General features: G+C 43.3%; 14 protein-coding genes. 12 read left to right on the top strand and 2 right to left on the bottom strand.

The genetic code is table 11. From position 1 onward, the window contains the following. The first annotated feature begins 192 nt into the window (after positions 1 to 192). From ispE to AB5Z12_RS03180, 11 genes are all read left to right on the top strand, one after another. Positions 193 to 1,047, top strand: a complete 855-nt coding sequence (ispE, locus tag AB5Z12_RS03230) for a 4-(cytidine 5'-diphospho)-2-C-methyl-D-erythritol kinase (RefSeq protein WP_368356892.1) — start codon at positions 193 to 195, stop codon at positions 1,045 to 1,047. A gap of 15 nt (positions 1,048 to 1,062) precedes the next feature. Beyond that, the gene (locus AB5Z12_RS03225; protein ID WP_148461534.1) at positions 1,063 to 1,737 is read left to right on the top strand and encodes a GntR family transcriptional regulator; all 675 of its coding nucleotides are present in this window, start codon (positions 1,063 to 1,065) and stop codon (positions 1,735 to 1,737) included. Positions 1,738 to 2,031: 294 nt separating this feature from the next. After that, entirely contained in the window at positions 2,032 to 3,546 is a 1,515-nt protein-coding gene (locus AB5Z12_RS03220) for a spore germination protein (protein WP_368356891.1), read from the top strand. Positions 3,547 to 3,555: 9 nt separating this feature from the next. Continuing rightward, a complete protein-coding gene (locus tag AB5Z12_RS03215) occupies positions 3,556 to 5,220 on the top strand; it encodes a GerAB/ArcD/ProY family transporter (protein WP_368356890.1) in 1,665 nt (554 codons plus the stop codon). A 17-nt stretch (positions 5,221 to 5,237) separates the two neighbouring features. Next, a complete protein-coding gene (locus tag AB5Z12_RS03210) occupies positions 5,238 to 5,351 on the top strand; it encodes a DUF6783 domain-containing protein (protein ID WP_368356889.1) in 114 nt (37 codons plus the stop codon). Positions 5,352 to 5,413: 62 nt separating this feature from the next. Next, a complete protein-coding gene (locus AB5Z12_RS03205) occupies positions 5,414 to 5,671 on the top strand; it encodes a hypothetical protein (RefSeq protein WP_256144099.1) in 258 nt (85 codons plus the stop codon). Between the two features lie 121 nt (positions 5,672 to 5,792). Next, complete coding sequence (gene murI / locus AB5Z12_RS03200; protein ID WP_368356903.1) at positions 5,793 to 6,608, top strand: glutamate racemase; 816 nt, start codon at positions 5,793 to 5,795, stop codon at positions 6,606 to 6,608. 24 nt (positions 6,609 to 6,632) lie between these two features. Beyond that, positions 6,633 to 7,079, top strand: a complete 447-nt coding sequence (locus tag AB5Z12_RS03195) for a DUF1934 domain-containing protein (protein WP_215660657.1) — start codon at positions 6,633 to 6,635, stop codon at positions 7,077 to 7,079. A 301-nt stretch (positions 7,080 to 7,380) separates the two neighbouring features. After that, positions 7,381 to 9,138 (top strand): amylo-alpha-1,6-glucosidase, encoded by a 1,758-nt coding sequence (locus AB5Z12_RS03190; protein WP_368356888.1) that lies wholly within the window; start codon positions 7,381 to 7,383, stop codon positions 9,136 to 9,138. Beyond that, a complete protein-coding gene (locus tag AB5Z12_RS03185; RefSeq protein WP_368356887.1) occupies positions 9,098 to 9,421 on the top strand; it encodes a hypothetical protein in 324 nt (107 codons plus the stop codon). The genes AB5Z12_RS03190 and AB5Z12_RS03185 overlap by 41 nt, the downstream gene beginning before the upstream one ends. A gap of 75 nt (positions 9,422 to 9,496) precedes the next feature. Continuing rightward, positions 9,497 to 9,646 carry a hypothetical protein gene (locus tag AB5Z12_RS03180; RefSeq protein WP_173773201.1) on the top strand — a complete coding sequence of 50 codons (150 nt, stop codon included), beginning with the start codon at positions 9,497 to 9,499 and terminating at the stop codon, positions 9,644 to 9,646. Positions 9,647 to 9,670: 24 nt separating this feature from the next. On the opposite strand, the gene AB5Z12_RS03175 is transcribed toward AB5Z12_RS03180, so the two are convergent. After that, complete coding sequence (locus tag AB5Z12_RS03175; RefSeq protein ID WP_173773200.1) at positions 9,671 to 11,011, bottom strand: sensor histidine kinase; 1,341 nt, start codon at positions 11,009 to 11,011, stop codon at positions 9,671 to 9,673. Further along, positions 11,004 to 11,717 carry a LytTR family DNA-binding domain-containing protein gene (locus AB5Z12_RS03170; RefSeq protein ID WP_173770772.1) on the bottom strand — a complete coding sequence of 238 codons (714 nt, stop codon included), beginning with the start codon at positions 11,715 to 11,717 and terminating at the stop codon, positions 11,004 to 11,006. Before AB5Z12_RS03170 ends, AB5Z12_RS03175 begins: the two co-directional genes overlap by 8 nt. Before the next feature lie 149 nt (positions 11,718 to 11,866). On the opposite strand from AB5Z12_RS03170, the gene AB5Z12_RS03165 reads away from it, so the two are divergent. Next, on the top strand, positions 11,867 to 14,722 hold the full coding sequence (locus tag AB5Z12_RS03165; protein ID WP_368356886.1) for a glycoside hydrolase family 3 N-terminal domain-containing protein: 2,856 nt from the start codon (positions 11,867 to 11,869) through the stop codon (positions 14,720 to 14,722). The last annotated feature ends 119 nt before the right edge of the window (positions 14,723 to 14,841 follow it).

Below are 14,841 nucleotides of genomic sequence, written 5' to 3'. Positions count from 1 at the left end.
GCTCTGGTCACGTTGTGGACAGTAACGATATATATAGAATGAGAAATTTCCTCGCATAAATGTATTGAAAAAAATACAAAAATATTTTACAATAAAAGCATTGATAAAATTGTATACAAAGTACAAAGAAACTGCTGCTCTTAGAGCCTGCCAGAGGTTTTATGTGAGCGGCAGCTACAAGCGGAGGAAATTATGCGTTTACGTGCACTTGCAAAGATAAATCTGGGACTTGACGTGGTTGGAAAACGTGATGACGGATATCACGAAGTCCGTATGATCATGCAGACCATACAGATGTATGACGTGCTTGAAATTGAGAAAAAAAAGGAGCCGGGAATTGTCCTTACCACGAACATTCCTTACGTTCCTACTGACGAGCGGAATCTTGTATATAAAGCGGCGAAAATGTTAATGGAAGAGTTTGATATAAAAGAGGGGCTTACCATGAACCTGGAGAAGTTTATCCCGGTAGCAGCTGGCATGGCTGGTGGAAGCTCTGATGCGGCAGCCGCTTTTGTTGGCGTGAACCGCCTGTTTGGACTGGGACTTTCTGAGGAGGAGCTGATGAAACGTGCTGTGAAGGTTGGAGCTGATGTTCCGTATTGTGTGATGCGCGGAACTGCTCTTGCAGAGGGAATCGGAGAGAAGCTGACCAGACTTCCCAGAGTACCTCACTGCTATGTGCTGGTGGGAAAACCAGGGGTAAATGTTTCAACCAAGACTGCTTATGAGAACCTGAAACTGGACGATCCTGCTGTGGTTCATCCGGATATCGACGGTATGGTGACAGCTGTCAGAAATGGTGATCTTGATGGAATGATTTCCAGAATGGGAAATGTATTTGAACCAGGAATTATCAGCAAATATCCTGTGATCCAGGAAATCAAAGATCTGATGGAGAGTAACGGAGCACGTAAGGCCATGATGAGCGGAAGTGGTCCTACTGTATTTGGCATTTTTGATGATAAGGAAAAAATGGAGCGGGCAGCAGCTGTTCTCAGGGAGAGCAGACTTGCGAAGACTGTTTTTGCCACAGATGTTTTTTAGCGGAGGGAAATACAAATGACAAGTGATTTTACGGTGCATATGGATGAGTATCTTCCACTTAGGGAGGTTGTTTTTAATACATTGCGTCAGGCAATACTGAAGGGAGAACTGAAGCCGGGTGAAAGACTTATGGAGATTGCCCTTGCGGAGAAGCTTGGGGTGAGCAGAACTCCTATCCGGGAAGCCATGCGTAAGCTGGAACTGGAAGGGCTGGTTGTGATGGTCCCGAGACGTGGAGCCCAGGTTGCCAATATTACAGAGAAAGATCTGAATGATGTTCTGGAGGTCAGGATCACTCTGGAAAATATGGCTATTGAGAAGGCCTGTGCCAATATGACAGATGCGGATATCCGGAAACTGGAGCAGGCGGCTGAGGTTTTCCAGACCAGTACTGCGGAAGGAGACCTGGTAAAGATGGCTGAGGCGGATGTGAATTTCCATGAGGTAATTTATGAAGCTGCTGATAATAAAAGACTGATGCAGGTTCTGAATAATCTTCGCGAGCAGATCTACAGATATCGTGTAGAATATCTGAAAGAGGATGAGTCCAGAAACCGTCTGGTGAAAGAGCATGAGAAAATTACCAGGGCGCTTAAGGAACGGGACGTGAAAGCGGCACAGGAGCTGTCTTTTGAACATCTGGAGAATCAGCGGATGGGAATTATTCAGGCGATTCGGGCAGAAGAGTAAACTGAGTGGTTTTCTGGGAGCGGAGCGGGCACATCCTGCCCGCGTTCCTCCTTCTGGAAAGTTGAGAGAAAATGAATATAATTGTTTTTATGGGAGATACTGGGAGAGATAACCAGTGTCTTTTTTTGTGTAATAGGAAATTCCGTTGGAATTCCCTATTACACAAAAAGCCCTACCGGGCAGGATCGCACTGCGGCGAAATGAAAGATGTCGTCCGAAGCGACCCGCCGCAGGCGGAGAATCCTGCAAGCAGGATTTTCTTTTGTTGCCTGAAAATGGAAAAGAGGAACAGTGTTGGATAAAAATGATAATATTGTTATGATTTCAAAGGATATTCGAGCAAATGAACGGTATATAAGAGAACTCCTGGCAGATTGTGGAGATATTCAGATCCGGAAGATGCGGCTGGGGGATGAGCGGAAGGTTGACTGTCTGATGGTCTATATTGAGGTAGCGACTTCCAATATGATGCTGGAGGACTCTGCCATTGGAAAAATGGTGGGGCATTTCTGGGAGATTTCGCCTGGGGAGATGCAGGAATTTGTGGAGTATAACAGTCTGGGAATTGCGGATGTAAAGAAGCTGACTGACATGGAGCAGGTGTTCGCAGGGCTGCTTGCCGGAAATGCGGTTTTCTTTATGGACGGATTTGACCAGGCCATGAAAATTTCCAGTGTCGGTTATCCAAGCATGGGGGTAACAGAAGTGGAGATGGAGAAGGTTCTGCGAGGTTCCAGGGAAGGCTTCTCTGATTCTGTGAAAATAAATTCTGCACTGATCCGGAAGCGGCTTCGGGATACCAGATTAAAGGTAGTGGAATTCTATATTGGGGAGAGATCACATACACTGGTTCAGATGGTATACATGGAAGATCTGGTGCAGGAGGAATTTCTGGAGAAAGTGAAAGAGCGGCTGGGAGAGTTTCGAATTGATGGAATCCTGGACAGCGGAATGCTGGAACAGCTGACGGAGGATTCCTGGTTTTCCCCTTTTCCGCAGTATCAGACTACGGAAAGACCGGATCGTGCAGCGCAGGAAATTTTAAATGGAAAAGCAGTGCTTCTCTGTGATAATTCTCCGTCAGCGCTTATTTTGCCAGGTGTTTTTCACAGCTTTATGGAAAGCAGCGAGGACTGGTATAACCGATTTGAAATGGCATCATTTCTTCGAATACTGCGCTATGTGGCACTGGCAGCTGCTACGTTGCTGCCGGGACTTTATCTTGCAGTGATCCGGTTTCACACACAGATTCTTCCTACGAATATGCTTCTGTCCTTTGCCCAGGCAAGAGAAGGCGTGCCATTTTCCAGCATTGCGGAGCTTGTTCTGCTGGAGTTATCCTTTGAACTGATTCGGGAGGCTGGTGTACGGATTCCGGGAGCGCTGGGAAATGCTATGGGAATTGTGGGAGGACTGATCGTGGGATCTGCTGCTGTGGAAGCGAATCTTGTAAGCCCGATTGTGGTCATGGTTGTGGCGATTACGGCGCTTGGTTCTCTTGCAATTCCAAATGAAGAATTTGCCTCGGCATTTCGGATGCTTAAATATTTCTTTTTGTTTTTGGGAGGATATCTGGGAATTTTTGGAATTGTGACAGGAGTATATCTGACAGTATCACATCTGGCAGGACTTCTCAGCTTTGGAGTTCCATACCTGTCGCCCTTTGTCAAACAAAGTACGGATAATGGGACTGGAAGCAAAATTGTGAGAGTGCCATTTAAAAAGAGATGGAGGCGCCCTCCATATGCCAGAAAAAATGAGCGAGTGAGACTGCAAAAAATCCGCAATAAGAACAGGAAGGAAAGGTAACCGAAGTAAATGAAATTTGCAGAAAATAATCGAATCTCCCAACGGCAGCTCTACAGGCAGATCGTGATTTCGTTTATTGCACCATTAATATTATGCCTTTTCGAAAACAGAAAAACGCTGGGGCTTGGCGGGCTGGCAGGGACTGCAGCGGCCCTTGCAGCTGTGCTGTTTTATGTGATTTTTCTCATCCGTCTTCGTTATGCTTTTGCCAGGCCCTGCAAAACAGCCGGTGTGGTGTGGGGACGGCTGGCAGCGTTGTTTTTTCTTATATACTGCATTCTTGGAGCTGCGTTTCTTTTGAATCTTCTGGGAGAAATTGTTGCAGTTAGTCTGGGAACAGGTATAGGAAAAAAATGGCTATGTCTGATCACATTGCTGGTTTGCAGTCTGGGCACGCAAAAGGGGATTCAGAGACGAGGCAGAATGGGAGAAGTGTCAGGAGGCGTGGTACTTGCAGCGGTTATGCTTATGTTAGTCCTGGCTGTGGGACAGGGAAAATGGGAGTATTTTCAGGAAATGGTATGGAATTCCTCTTTCTCAGGAAGAAAAATTATGGAAAGTGGATACGATGTGATATGTGCATTTTCCGGATTGGGGCTGCTTCCCTTTGCATTGGACAGTGTAGGAAACAGTAAAGATACAGGGAAAACTGTAAGTTTTGCCGTTTTTACCCTGGGAATTTTGCTTATTCTGACGGAATTGCTGCTTCCTTCAGTATTTGGATGGGGGCGCCTGAAATATGAAAGCTGCCCGATTTTGCCGCTTCTGGCAGGTGCGGAGCTTCCAGGGAATGTATTGGCAAGATTTGATGTCCTCTGGATGGGATTTCTTTTATACAGCCTTTTATTTTCTATTGGAAGTTTTCTGCATTATGGTCATTTAATTGTGGAAAAAGCAGATATGGGAACTGGAAAGCTGTGGATATCCACTCTGGTTTTTGCCGGAGCTGTGTGGAATATTGAAAGATGGGGAATCCGGAATAGTTTTCCATTATATTTGAAATATATTTTTGTGCCCGGAATGCTGGTGTTTCAGATTATTTTTTTTATGACAGGCAAAAAGAAGTGGAAAAAGAAGCTTGCCGCAGCGTGTGTCAGTGCATTGTTTCTGTTAGCCGGCTGTGGTGGTGTGGAACCGGAGAAACGCATGTATCCGCTTGCACTTGGAGCTGATATTACAGATGGGAAATTTCAGCTGACTTACGGAATTCCGGATCTCCCAAAGTCTACAGGACAGGAAAAAGACGGGGAAGACCAGGGCAATGCTGCACCATCGATTCAGGGAGAAACCTTCCGTGAGATTGAAAATATATACAGCCGGACACAGGAAAAATATCTGGATATGGGACATCTGGAAATTCTGGTTCTTGGCGAGAGTCTGTTGGATGGAGGGCGTTGGGAGCAGGTTCTTGAGTATCTGAAGCAGGAGCCGACTATAGGTGAAAATGTTTATGTGTTTCGCTGCGATGCGGCATCTGAAGCGGTAGCCTGGGTAAGCTCTCAGGACGTTTCTCTGGGGGAGTATCTTTTGGGGCTTCTGGAAAATAATCCAAATGGAAGCCCGGGACAGGCAGTAACTCTTCGTGAGGTTTATCATGAGTTTTATGAACGTGGTGCTTTGTCTGAATTGCCAGAACTGGAAATTGACGGAAAGGAACTGGAAGTGAAATTTTAGCCGAATCAAGTTAGAGCGTGTTTGAAAAATCATTCCCGCAATCTCCCGCAAATTGTGACGCACATCTTGCAGAAAGCCTTTTTCAGACACGCTCCAGGGAAGCTGCGAAAAGCAATAAGCAGTGGGAATAAATGTGATTATTCCGGGCCGGGACAGGGAATACTTTTGATAGAAAAATATGGGAGGCACATTTATGTTCTGTTTAAGAAAAAACAAATATCATATAGCGGCAGCACTTCTGACAGCTGTATTACTTTGTCCGGGCAGTGAAAATTTTAATAAAAATTCCAACCTTCTTGCATGGTGGGGAACCATTTATCCTCAGTTCTGTTTTATGGAAGCACCGAGGACGGAGGAAGGTCAGAAAGCAGAGCCAAGATTTCATTTCTGGATTGTGGAGACGTTACTGTTCACAAAAAACACCTCGCGGAATGTTACCGGTGAACCGTAACGTGGAGACACTTAACGCTTTGATGTAGTACAAGCACTTGCACCGCCGCTTCTTTGGTGTTAAAATGAAATATAAATTGCGAATATCGCTTGACTATGAATTTGGAGATAGATGAATGAAAATAGACAGAGATGCGCCTGTTGGTGTGTTTGATTCCGGTATTGGAGGACTTACCGTGGCAAGGGAGATCATGCGGAATCTTCCAGCAGAGAAAATCGTGTATTTCGGTGATACTGCCAGAGTTCCATACGGAAGTAAATCCAAGGAAACGATTATAGGATATTCACGTCAGATTATCCGTTTCCTGAAAGAACAGAAGGTGAAGGCGATTGTGGTGGCCTGTAATACAGCCAGCGCGTTTGCCCTGGAGGCAGTTCAGGAAGAATTTGACATTCCCATTCTTGGAGTGATTGAAGCCGGTGCCAAGGTAGCTGCGCAGGTTACCAGAAATAAACGGGTGGGAATCATCGGTACAGAAGGTACTGTTGGAAGTGGGATCCACGCGGAGGTTCTGAAAAAGATCGATCCGGAGATTACAGTGATCGGAAAGCCATGTCCCTTATTTGTACCGTTGGTAGAGGAAGGCTGGACTCATGATCCGGTGACAGTGGAAGTTGCAAGCAGATATCTGAGGGAACTACAGGAAAAAGATATTGATACACTGATCCTTGGCTGTACCCATTATCCACTGCTACGTTCTACCATCGGACAGATCATGGGAGAGGGTGTTACTTTGGTGAACCCGGCGTACGAGACGGCACTGGAACTTGGCAGACTTCTGAAAGGGCAGGATATGCAGAGCACCGGACAGGGACAGTCTGATTTCCCATATCGTTTCTATGTGAGCGATCTGGCAGAGAAATTCAAGGGCTTTGCCAATTCGATTCTGCCATTTGATGTGGAGAAAACGCAGAAGATTGATATTGAGAAATATTGAAAAAGAGAAAGAAATGGAAAAACAATGGAAAAAGAAGTTTTAATTCACGTAAAAGGTTTACATATGATGGACACACCAGAAGGTGATGAGCCAATCGAGATTGTGGTTCCGGGAGAGTATTATTTCCGCAACGGTAGTCATTATCTTCGCTATGAAGAAATGCTGGACGAGCAGGGAAATCCTACTGTAAATTATATCAAGATATCCTCCAGGGGAATGGAAGTCCGAAAAAAAGGACAGGTAAATACACATATGGTTTTCGAGCAGGGAAAGCGTAATATGGCATTTTATACTACCCCGTTCGGAACTCTTGAAATGGGAATTTCAGCGACGAATCTGGAATTGGAAGAAAGTGACGGTCAAATTGCCATGAAAGTGAATTATTCTCTGGACCTGAATCAGGAGCATGTGGCAGATTGCTGTCTGGATATTCAGGCGCAGGGGAAGAATACAGCTGGGTTTACCTTGTAAAGTTATAATTGTTTTCGCAGCTATTGCGGAAATCAACGAATCAGATGCAGTGAGAAATTATGTCGGGAGCGGGCAGATTTCTGACTGCATTTTTGTTTGCGAAAATCAGACCATGTGAAAGCTCTGTTTTCTGGTGTGCAAACGTGATCTGTAAGGTTTTGAACGTGAGATGCTGTGGATTCCCGAGGCGTTTCATTTTATACTATAAACAGTAAATGCCAGAGGCTGAAAAGGGGAAAATATCAGACTTTTGGTGATGCTTTGTGAAGATACATCCATATCGATCAGGAGGAAAATAACCATGGAACATACATTTTGGATCTGGTATCCGGGAGATTTTGAATTATATCATGCAATGAAGCAGAATTTCAGCCGTGTGGAGCGTGGATTTGGCTGGCCGGCATTTTGGAAAAGCGAGGGCTTCCGCAACCGCGTTGCTTTTCGCCGCACCTATGAGCTGGAGCAGGAGACAAGCTTTACCGTATTTTCAAATGCAATCGGTCATGTGCTGGTAACCTGGGAAAATGGGGAGAAGAAATATCCCTTTGGAAAAAAGATTACAGCAGGTCCGGGAAAAGTAAAGGTTTCCATTCATGCAGGATGTGTGGAGGCTTTTCCATGTGCTTATGTGCAGGGGAAGGTGATCCATTCTGACAAGACCTGGATGGCAGAGGATTATTCCCAACCGCTGGTACCGGTTGGCGTGTGCAAGTATTTTACAAAGCCAGAGCAGAAGCCAACTGTTTGGGAGTATACGGAAAAAGAGTGCAAGCCGGTGAAGATCAGTGAGGTAAATGGCGGTGTGCTGGCTGAGTTTGAGACGGAGCTGACAGCGGCTGTTTCTGTAAAGGATAAAAGAAAAACTGCACTGGAAAAAGAAAAAAGGAAAGTTGTCAAAAACATAGAAAACGGTTATGAAGGAAATGCAGAAGAAATTAGTGATGCCGGGAATTGTAGAAAAGAAAGCGATTCCGGGGACAGCTGCGATGTATTAGAGGTTTTCTGCGGTGAGTCCGAGGACGAAGCTCTTGATCTGGAGCATTGCTACTATAGCTGGCAGCCGGATCCTGTAACAAACAGATGTCCTTGCTGTGCAGTCCGTTTTGCATTTATTCCAAACTGCAAAGCCGAAGATGTGGAGATTACAGCCTTTTATCAGTATGTAGATTTCCCGAAACGCGCCTCTTTTAAATGCAGTGACCAGAAGCTGAATAAGATCTGGGAGGTGGCAGAGCATACCTTCCGTCTTTGCAGCGGTATCTTTTTCCTGGATGGTGTGAAACGTGACAAATGGATCTGGTCCGGGGATGCTTACCAGAGCTTTTTCGTAAACCAGTATCTGCTGGCAGATCCTGATATTGACCAGAGAACTCTTCTGGCACTTCGTGGAAATAATCCTATGACAAGACATATTAACACCATTATGGACTATTCCCTGTTCTGGATCCTGGGCGTGCTTTATCATTATGAGGCATACGGTGACCTGGAATTTGTCCGCCAGGTTTACCCGAAAATGTGCTCCCTTATGGAGTTCTGTGAGGGACAGCTGGATGAGAACGGATTTCTTGTAGGTCGTGAAAACGACTGGATCTACATTGATTGGGCTGACATGGATAAGACAGGGGCACTTTGCGCAGAGCAGATGCTGTTCGCTGCATGCTGGCAGACCATGGCGAAAGTCAGTGCGGCTCTTGGAGAAGAAAATCCGGAATATATGGAGAAATATGAGAAACTGATCGGGCAGATCCGTAAATTTTACTGGGATCAGGAAAAAGGCGCATTTATTGATTCCTTTGAATCCGGTAAGAGAAATGTGACCCGTCATGCCAATATTTTCGCAATCCTTTTTCACATTGCAACACAAGAAGAGCAGGAGAAAATACTGACAAATGTAATCAAAAATGATGAAATTCCGGCAATCACAACGCCATATTTTAACTTCTTCGAACTGGATATGCTTTGCCAGACAGGGGAACTGGAACTGGTATTTAATAAGATCCGTGATTACTGGGGGGGGAATGTTGGACCGTGGCGCAGTAACCTTCTGGGAAGAGTTTGACCCAGAGGCACCAGTAGAAACCCAGTACGACATGTACGGCGACCGCTTCGGAAAGAGCCTCTGCCATGCCTGGGCTGCCAGCCCGATCTATTTCCTTGCAAAGTATTTCATGGGGCTGAAATTTACCGGAGTTGGCGGAAAAGAATTTGTGGTAGAGCCGCATACTGAGTTTTTCGACAGCTTTGATTGTACATTGCCTGTTGCAGAAGGAAAGGTTCATATTGTGTGGGATGGAAAAGAACTGAAGGTGGAGAAGACAACACGCTCTAAAACGAGTTCATAAAAATTTGAAAGCAGATAAGCATTCCCACGCTTCAAGTGCGCGGAGGATGAAGAAGGAAATCCTGTTGCACTTGAAGTGACAGCTTCTGGAGAAAATCAGGAAACAGCAACATTTACAGTTCCAGAAGATGCAAAATCAGGCGACACCATCCACATCATCATGGAAGGTGTAGACGGCGGAACCAATCCTGTGGCTTATCAGAGAGTGATCGTGACAGTTAAATAAATCATAATAGTATGTGGAAAAAATTTATACTGGCTGGTTAAACGGCAGCATTACACTGGCAGTAAAATATCCTTTTTCACATTCAAAATTCAACAATCCGTTCTGACTTTCCACAGCAGAGCGGATTATTTTTATACCTAATCCGTGGTTGGAGGCATCTGCTTTGCTAGTGGCAAGACTGGGATTTTCTGAGAGAATATTACTGCTTACTTTGTTGCTTATTTTGCAGAGCAGATAATTTTGCACACATTTGATGATAATCTGGATGTCTGGAGTATCCTCCTGTTTGCTGGATTCGATTGCGTTGTCAAGAAGATTCAGGAGAATGGTGCATAGGACTTCCTCATTGATAGAAAGCTGGCCTGGAATAATAATTTCTGTATAAGTTTTGATGTGGAACTTTTGAGCTTCCTGAATTTTTCGGTTGAGGAGGTAGTCGATTAAAGTATTTCCTGTCTGAATGTCCGTAAGTTTGCTCATTTTTTCCCCAATTGCCTGGGAAATATAGGTGTCCAGTTGATCGTATTTTTTATCTGCAAGGAGAGTCTGGATATAAAAATAGTTATTTTTCAGCTCATGGCGCTCTTTTTTTACCTGCTCCTGAACTTCCAGGGAATAGCGGTAACGGGCAAGCTGAGTGCGTGTCTGGGTAAGAGCATCGTCCAGTTTGCGCTGATCTTCGTAGGAATGGATGATGGTAGCAAAAAAATAATAAATTATAGGCAGATTAGTGAGCAAAATGCCGGAAAGAATGGCAATCTGGTTTACGGAGTAAATTTGTGTACTTGAGGATATTCCGAAAAAAATCAAAAAACCAATAGGAAAATAAAGGATAAGAACGCCCTTAAAATAAGATATGGAAAAAGGTGTAGATAATTTTATCTTCCGGAAAAGTTTTGATAAAAGGAAAAGCAATATGTATAAAACCAGGGTTGTAAGCATATCAAGTGTGCGGTAAATCTGCGGCTGCATAGAAAATTCCTGACTGTAAAGAGGAGAACATACCATTTTATAAAGCTGGGTGAAGGTCATAAAATATAAGACATATACCAGTTTAGTGAAAAGTGTACCCGCCAGGGCAATATGAGCGCAAAGCACAGAAACAGGGATCGTGCATACGAAATAAAACCAGTAAGGAGTTTGGGCAGCTCCTGTAAGCTTCAGACAAATGGAAGAAAGTTCCAGACGGAGAATTAGATACACTATTATTGTGAATAACAGGTATAAGGATGAACCTACAGCAATGGAGCGCCCCACAGTATGATTCTTTTTAAGGCCACAGAGAATCAGCAGGGTATAGGAAAGAAATGAAAAAATAATAACGGAGTCAAGTGTCTGGTAAAGATGATAAATAAAATTAAACATAAAACCTCCTGAATCCCTCCTTTACCTCGTCTACTTTACCTCGGCTTATAGGTAGCTCTTGACCGCTTGTAAGCTGGAGGGAAGATTTTCCTATATAAAAAATATGTCTGCAATTTACAAGATAGCTACGGTGGATTTTAATAAATCCATGAGGAACAAGATATTCTTCCATATCAGAAATTTTGCATTGAACAATGCTGTTGCCCACGGTTGTCACAATGAGACAGTTTTTACGCTGAGCCTCAACATAAAAAATATTGCGGATATCAAAGGAAAAAATATTTCCGGAACCTGGTTCTGTAATAAAAATCAAGTGTTTTGTCTGTTCTTCCAACTTTTGTGATATGGCATCCACGAGAGCGGGGAGAAGTTTCTGATATTCGCTTTTTCGGATAAAACGGAAAGGCTGTACCTCGAATGTCTGGAAGACCAGCTCTTCTTTGTTGGATATAAAAATAACAAGGGAGTCAGGTGCCTGTGCCCGTATGTGGCGGCAGACCTGGATTCCGTCAATTTCTGGCATTTCGATATCAAGAAAAATAACATCATAATGATAATTCTCATTAAAAGTTCGCAGGAAATTTTTTCCAGAGGAAAAACTGTCGAATTCTATGGCAACATGACGGTTATTGAAGGAATCAATTAGAGTATTTTTTAGATATGAAAGAATTTCAGCTTCATCTTCTACAATAGCGGCCTGGAACATGTCTCTCCTCCTTAAGTCTTTTTTATTATACCAGAGTATAGCACATTTTTTCTGCAATTGGTACCGTATTTCTGCAACTGGTACCAAAATCATGAAAACAGAATTTTTTGTGATAAGATTCAGCTATCTCAAAGGAGGAGGAAAACAAAATGATCAAGTTAAACATGAGTGACGTGATCAGCGTACTCAACATGTGCAAACCTTACCTCATTGCGATTGCCGTAATTCTGGTAGTTGGTATTGTGGCTGCGGTTATGTGCAAAAAAATGGAAAATCCAAAAAGAAAACTTGTCAGAGGAAATGCGATTCTGGCAATGGTTCTTGGCGTTGTGATCGTAGCAAACCTGATTTGCGCAGGTCCAATGTCTACTCTGCTTACGTTAAGTACACAGGCTGCAGAAACTGTTTCTGACGAGACAACAGAGCAGTCCAATGAAGACTGCCGGACTATTGCAGCAGAGGGAACAGTTCTTTTGGAAAATGATGGTATTCTGCCATTAAAGGATACAAAAAACATCAATGTCTTTGGCTGGGCAAGTGTAAATCCTATTTATGGCGGTTCCGGAGCTGGTGCTTTAAATGATCTTTATGACCGCGTTACTATGCTGGAAGGTCTTGAAGATGCCGGGTTCAAGTTAAACGGTGAATTAACAGATCTGTACACCAATTATGGAAAAGAACGTGCAGACTATGGTTCAGACTGGTCTTTACCGGAGGTCCCGGCAGAAAATTATTCAGATGAACTGATTGAAAACGCAAAGGAATTTTCTGATACTGCGATTGTAACAATTGCCAGATGGGGTGGAGAGGGAAGCGATCTTCCCACTGATATGTCCAGCGTTTCCTATACAAATAATTCTGACTCTTACAATGATTTTGAAGCAGGTCAGCATTATCTGGAACTGAGCCAGACTGAGAAAAATATGATCAATCTGGTATGCGAAAACTTTGAGCATGTAATCCTGGTTTATGATGGTCTATCTACTTTTGAACTTGGATTTGTGGAAGATTATCCGCAGATTGAAGGCGTTCTCTGGTGTGCAGGTCCTGGACAGACTGGATTTGACAGCCTTGGAAAAATCATAAGCGGAGAAGTAAATCCATCTGGAAAAACTTCCGATACTTTCTTATATGATTTAACAGAAACACCTACATGGAATAATTTTGGAGACTTCAAATATGACAATATGGAAGAGTTTAAAATTGATGAAAGTGATCCATATGTCGGCGGAAGCGTTCCTACATTTGTAAACTATGTAGAAGGAATTTATGTAGGATATCGTTTCTATGAAACTGCTGCACAGGAAGGATTCCTGGATTATGATAAGGTTGTAAAATATCCATTTGGATATGGTCTCAGCTACACTGATTTTACCCAGGAACTGGAATCTTCCAGCATGGAAAATGGAAAAATTACTCTTGATGTGAAGGTAACAAATACTGGAGACATAGCTGGAAAAGATGTTGTGGAAGTTTATTATAACCCGCCATATACCAATGGAGGAATTGAGAAATCAACGGCAAATCTTATTGGATATGAGAAAACAAATGAACTGAAACCAGGTGAATCACAGACGGTAACAATTTCTTTTACAGCTGAGGACATGGCTTCTTATGATTACCTGGAAAATGGATGCTACGTGCTGGAAGCAGGAGATTATGAGATCAGTATCAACAGCGATTCTCATAATGTGATCGATTCTGTTACTTATACAGTAGATGAAGATATTGTTTATGATGAGGCAAATCCACGTTCGACAGATTTGACTGCTGCTGTAAATCAATTCGGTTATGCAGACGGACATCTTACTTATTTATCACGTAAAGATGGCTTCAAGAATTATGATGAAACAACAGCTGCACCTGCGAGCATGTCTATGCCGGAGGATTTAAAAGAAGGATTTACTGTAACCTCCAACTATGAAATGCCGGAAATTCCGGATGCTGAAATGCCTGTGACTGGCGCTGATAATGGAATGAAACTGGCGGAACTTCGCGGTGCAGATTATGATGATGAGCGTTGGGAAACACTTCTGGATCAGCTTACAATTGATGAGATGCAGAATATGATCGCCCATGCCGGATTCCAGACCGCAGAGGCAAAAAGTGTAGAAAAGGTTGCTACTGTTGATTGTGATGGACCGTCCGCTGTAAGCAATAACTTTACAGGTGCAGGTTCTGTAGGATTTCCTTCAAATGTTATGATAGCCTGCACATGGAATAAGGATTTAGCTCATACATATGGATATGATATGGGAAAAATGGCTACAGAACTTGGCTGCTCTGGATGGTATGCACCATCTATGAACCTTCATAGAAGTGCATTTGGTGGGCGTACATATGAGTATCCGTCAGAGGATCCAATCCTTGCAGGAACTATGTCTGCACAGGCTGTAAATGGTGCTGCTGAGAATGGTGTTTATGCATATATGAAACATTTTGCAATGAACGAGCAGGAGACAAACCGTTGGATTATGATCTGCACTTGGTCAAATGAACAGGCAATGCGTGAACTGTATTTGAAACCATTCGAAATCTGTGTAAAAAACAGCAATGTTACAGCTGCAATGTCATCCTTTAACTACATTGGAAATGTGTGGGCTGGCGGAAATTACGAATTGCAGACAACGCTTCTCCGTGATGAATGGGGATTCAAAGGCTTTGTAGAAACCGACTATTTTGCTGGTGCATTTAACATGAATGCAGATCAGGTAATCGCAACTGGCGGTTCCTGCTGCTTGTCTACATTTGATGTAGGAACAAACTTTGTTACAGATACATCTGACCCATCCACAGTTCAGTATATGAGAACTGCCTGCAAGAACATTATGTATACTGTTGTGAATAGTAATGCATATGCTGATGAAACATCTTTAACACTGGCATTGTGGATGAAAATCATGGTTGGTGTGGACGTGGCAGTAGCTGTTATCCTGATTCTTCTGGAAGTAGTTCTGGTGAAGAAATATAAGAAGAGAAAAAGTGTGTTAATTGTTGTTGAGTAATAGATCGTGATGAATTCATGAAGATTAATCTGCCGCATCAAACCGTAGGGAATGATGCGGCAGTTGCTTTGTAGAAAAGGTAAATTTTATATATTATAAGTCAGGCTGTGGTCATTAGC

Source organism: Ruminococcus sp. RTP21358st1_G6_RTP21358_211008 (assembly GCF_040908885.1).
Taxonomy (GTDB): Bacteria; Bacillota; Clostridia; order Lachnospirales; family Lachnospiraceae; genus Blautia_A; species Blautia_A faecis.
This window is presented reverse-complemented; position numbering and strand designations above follow the sequence as displayed.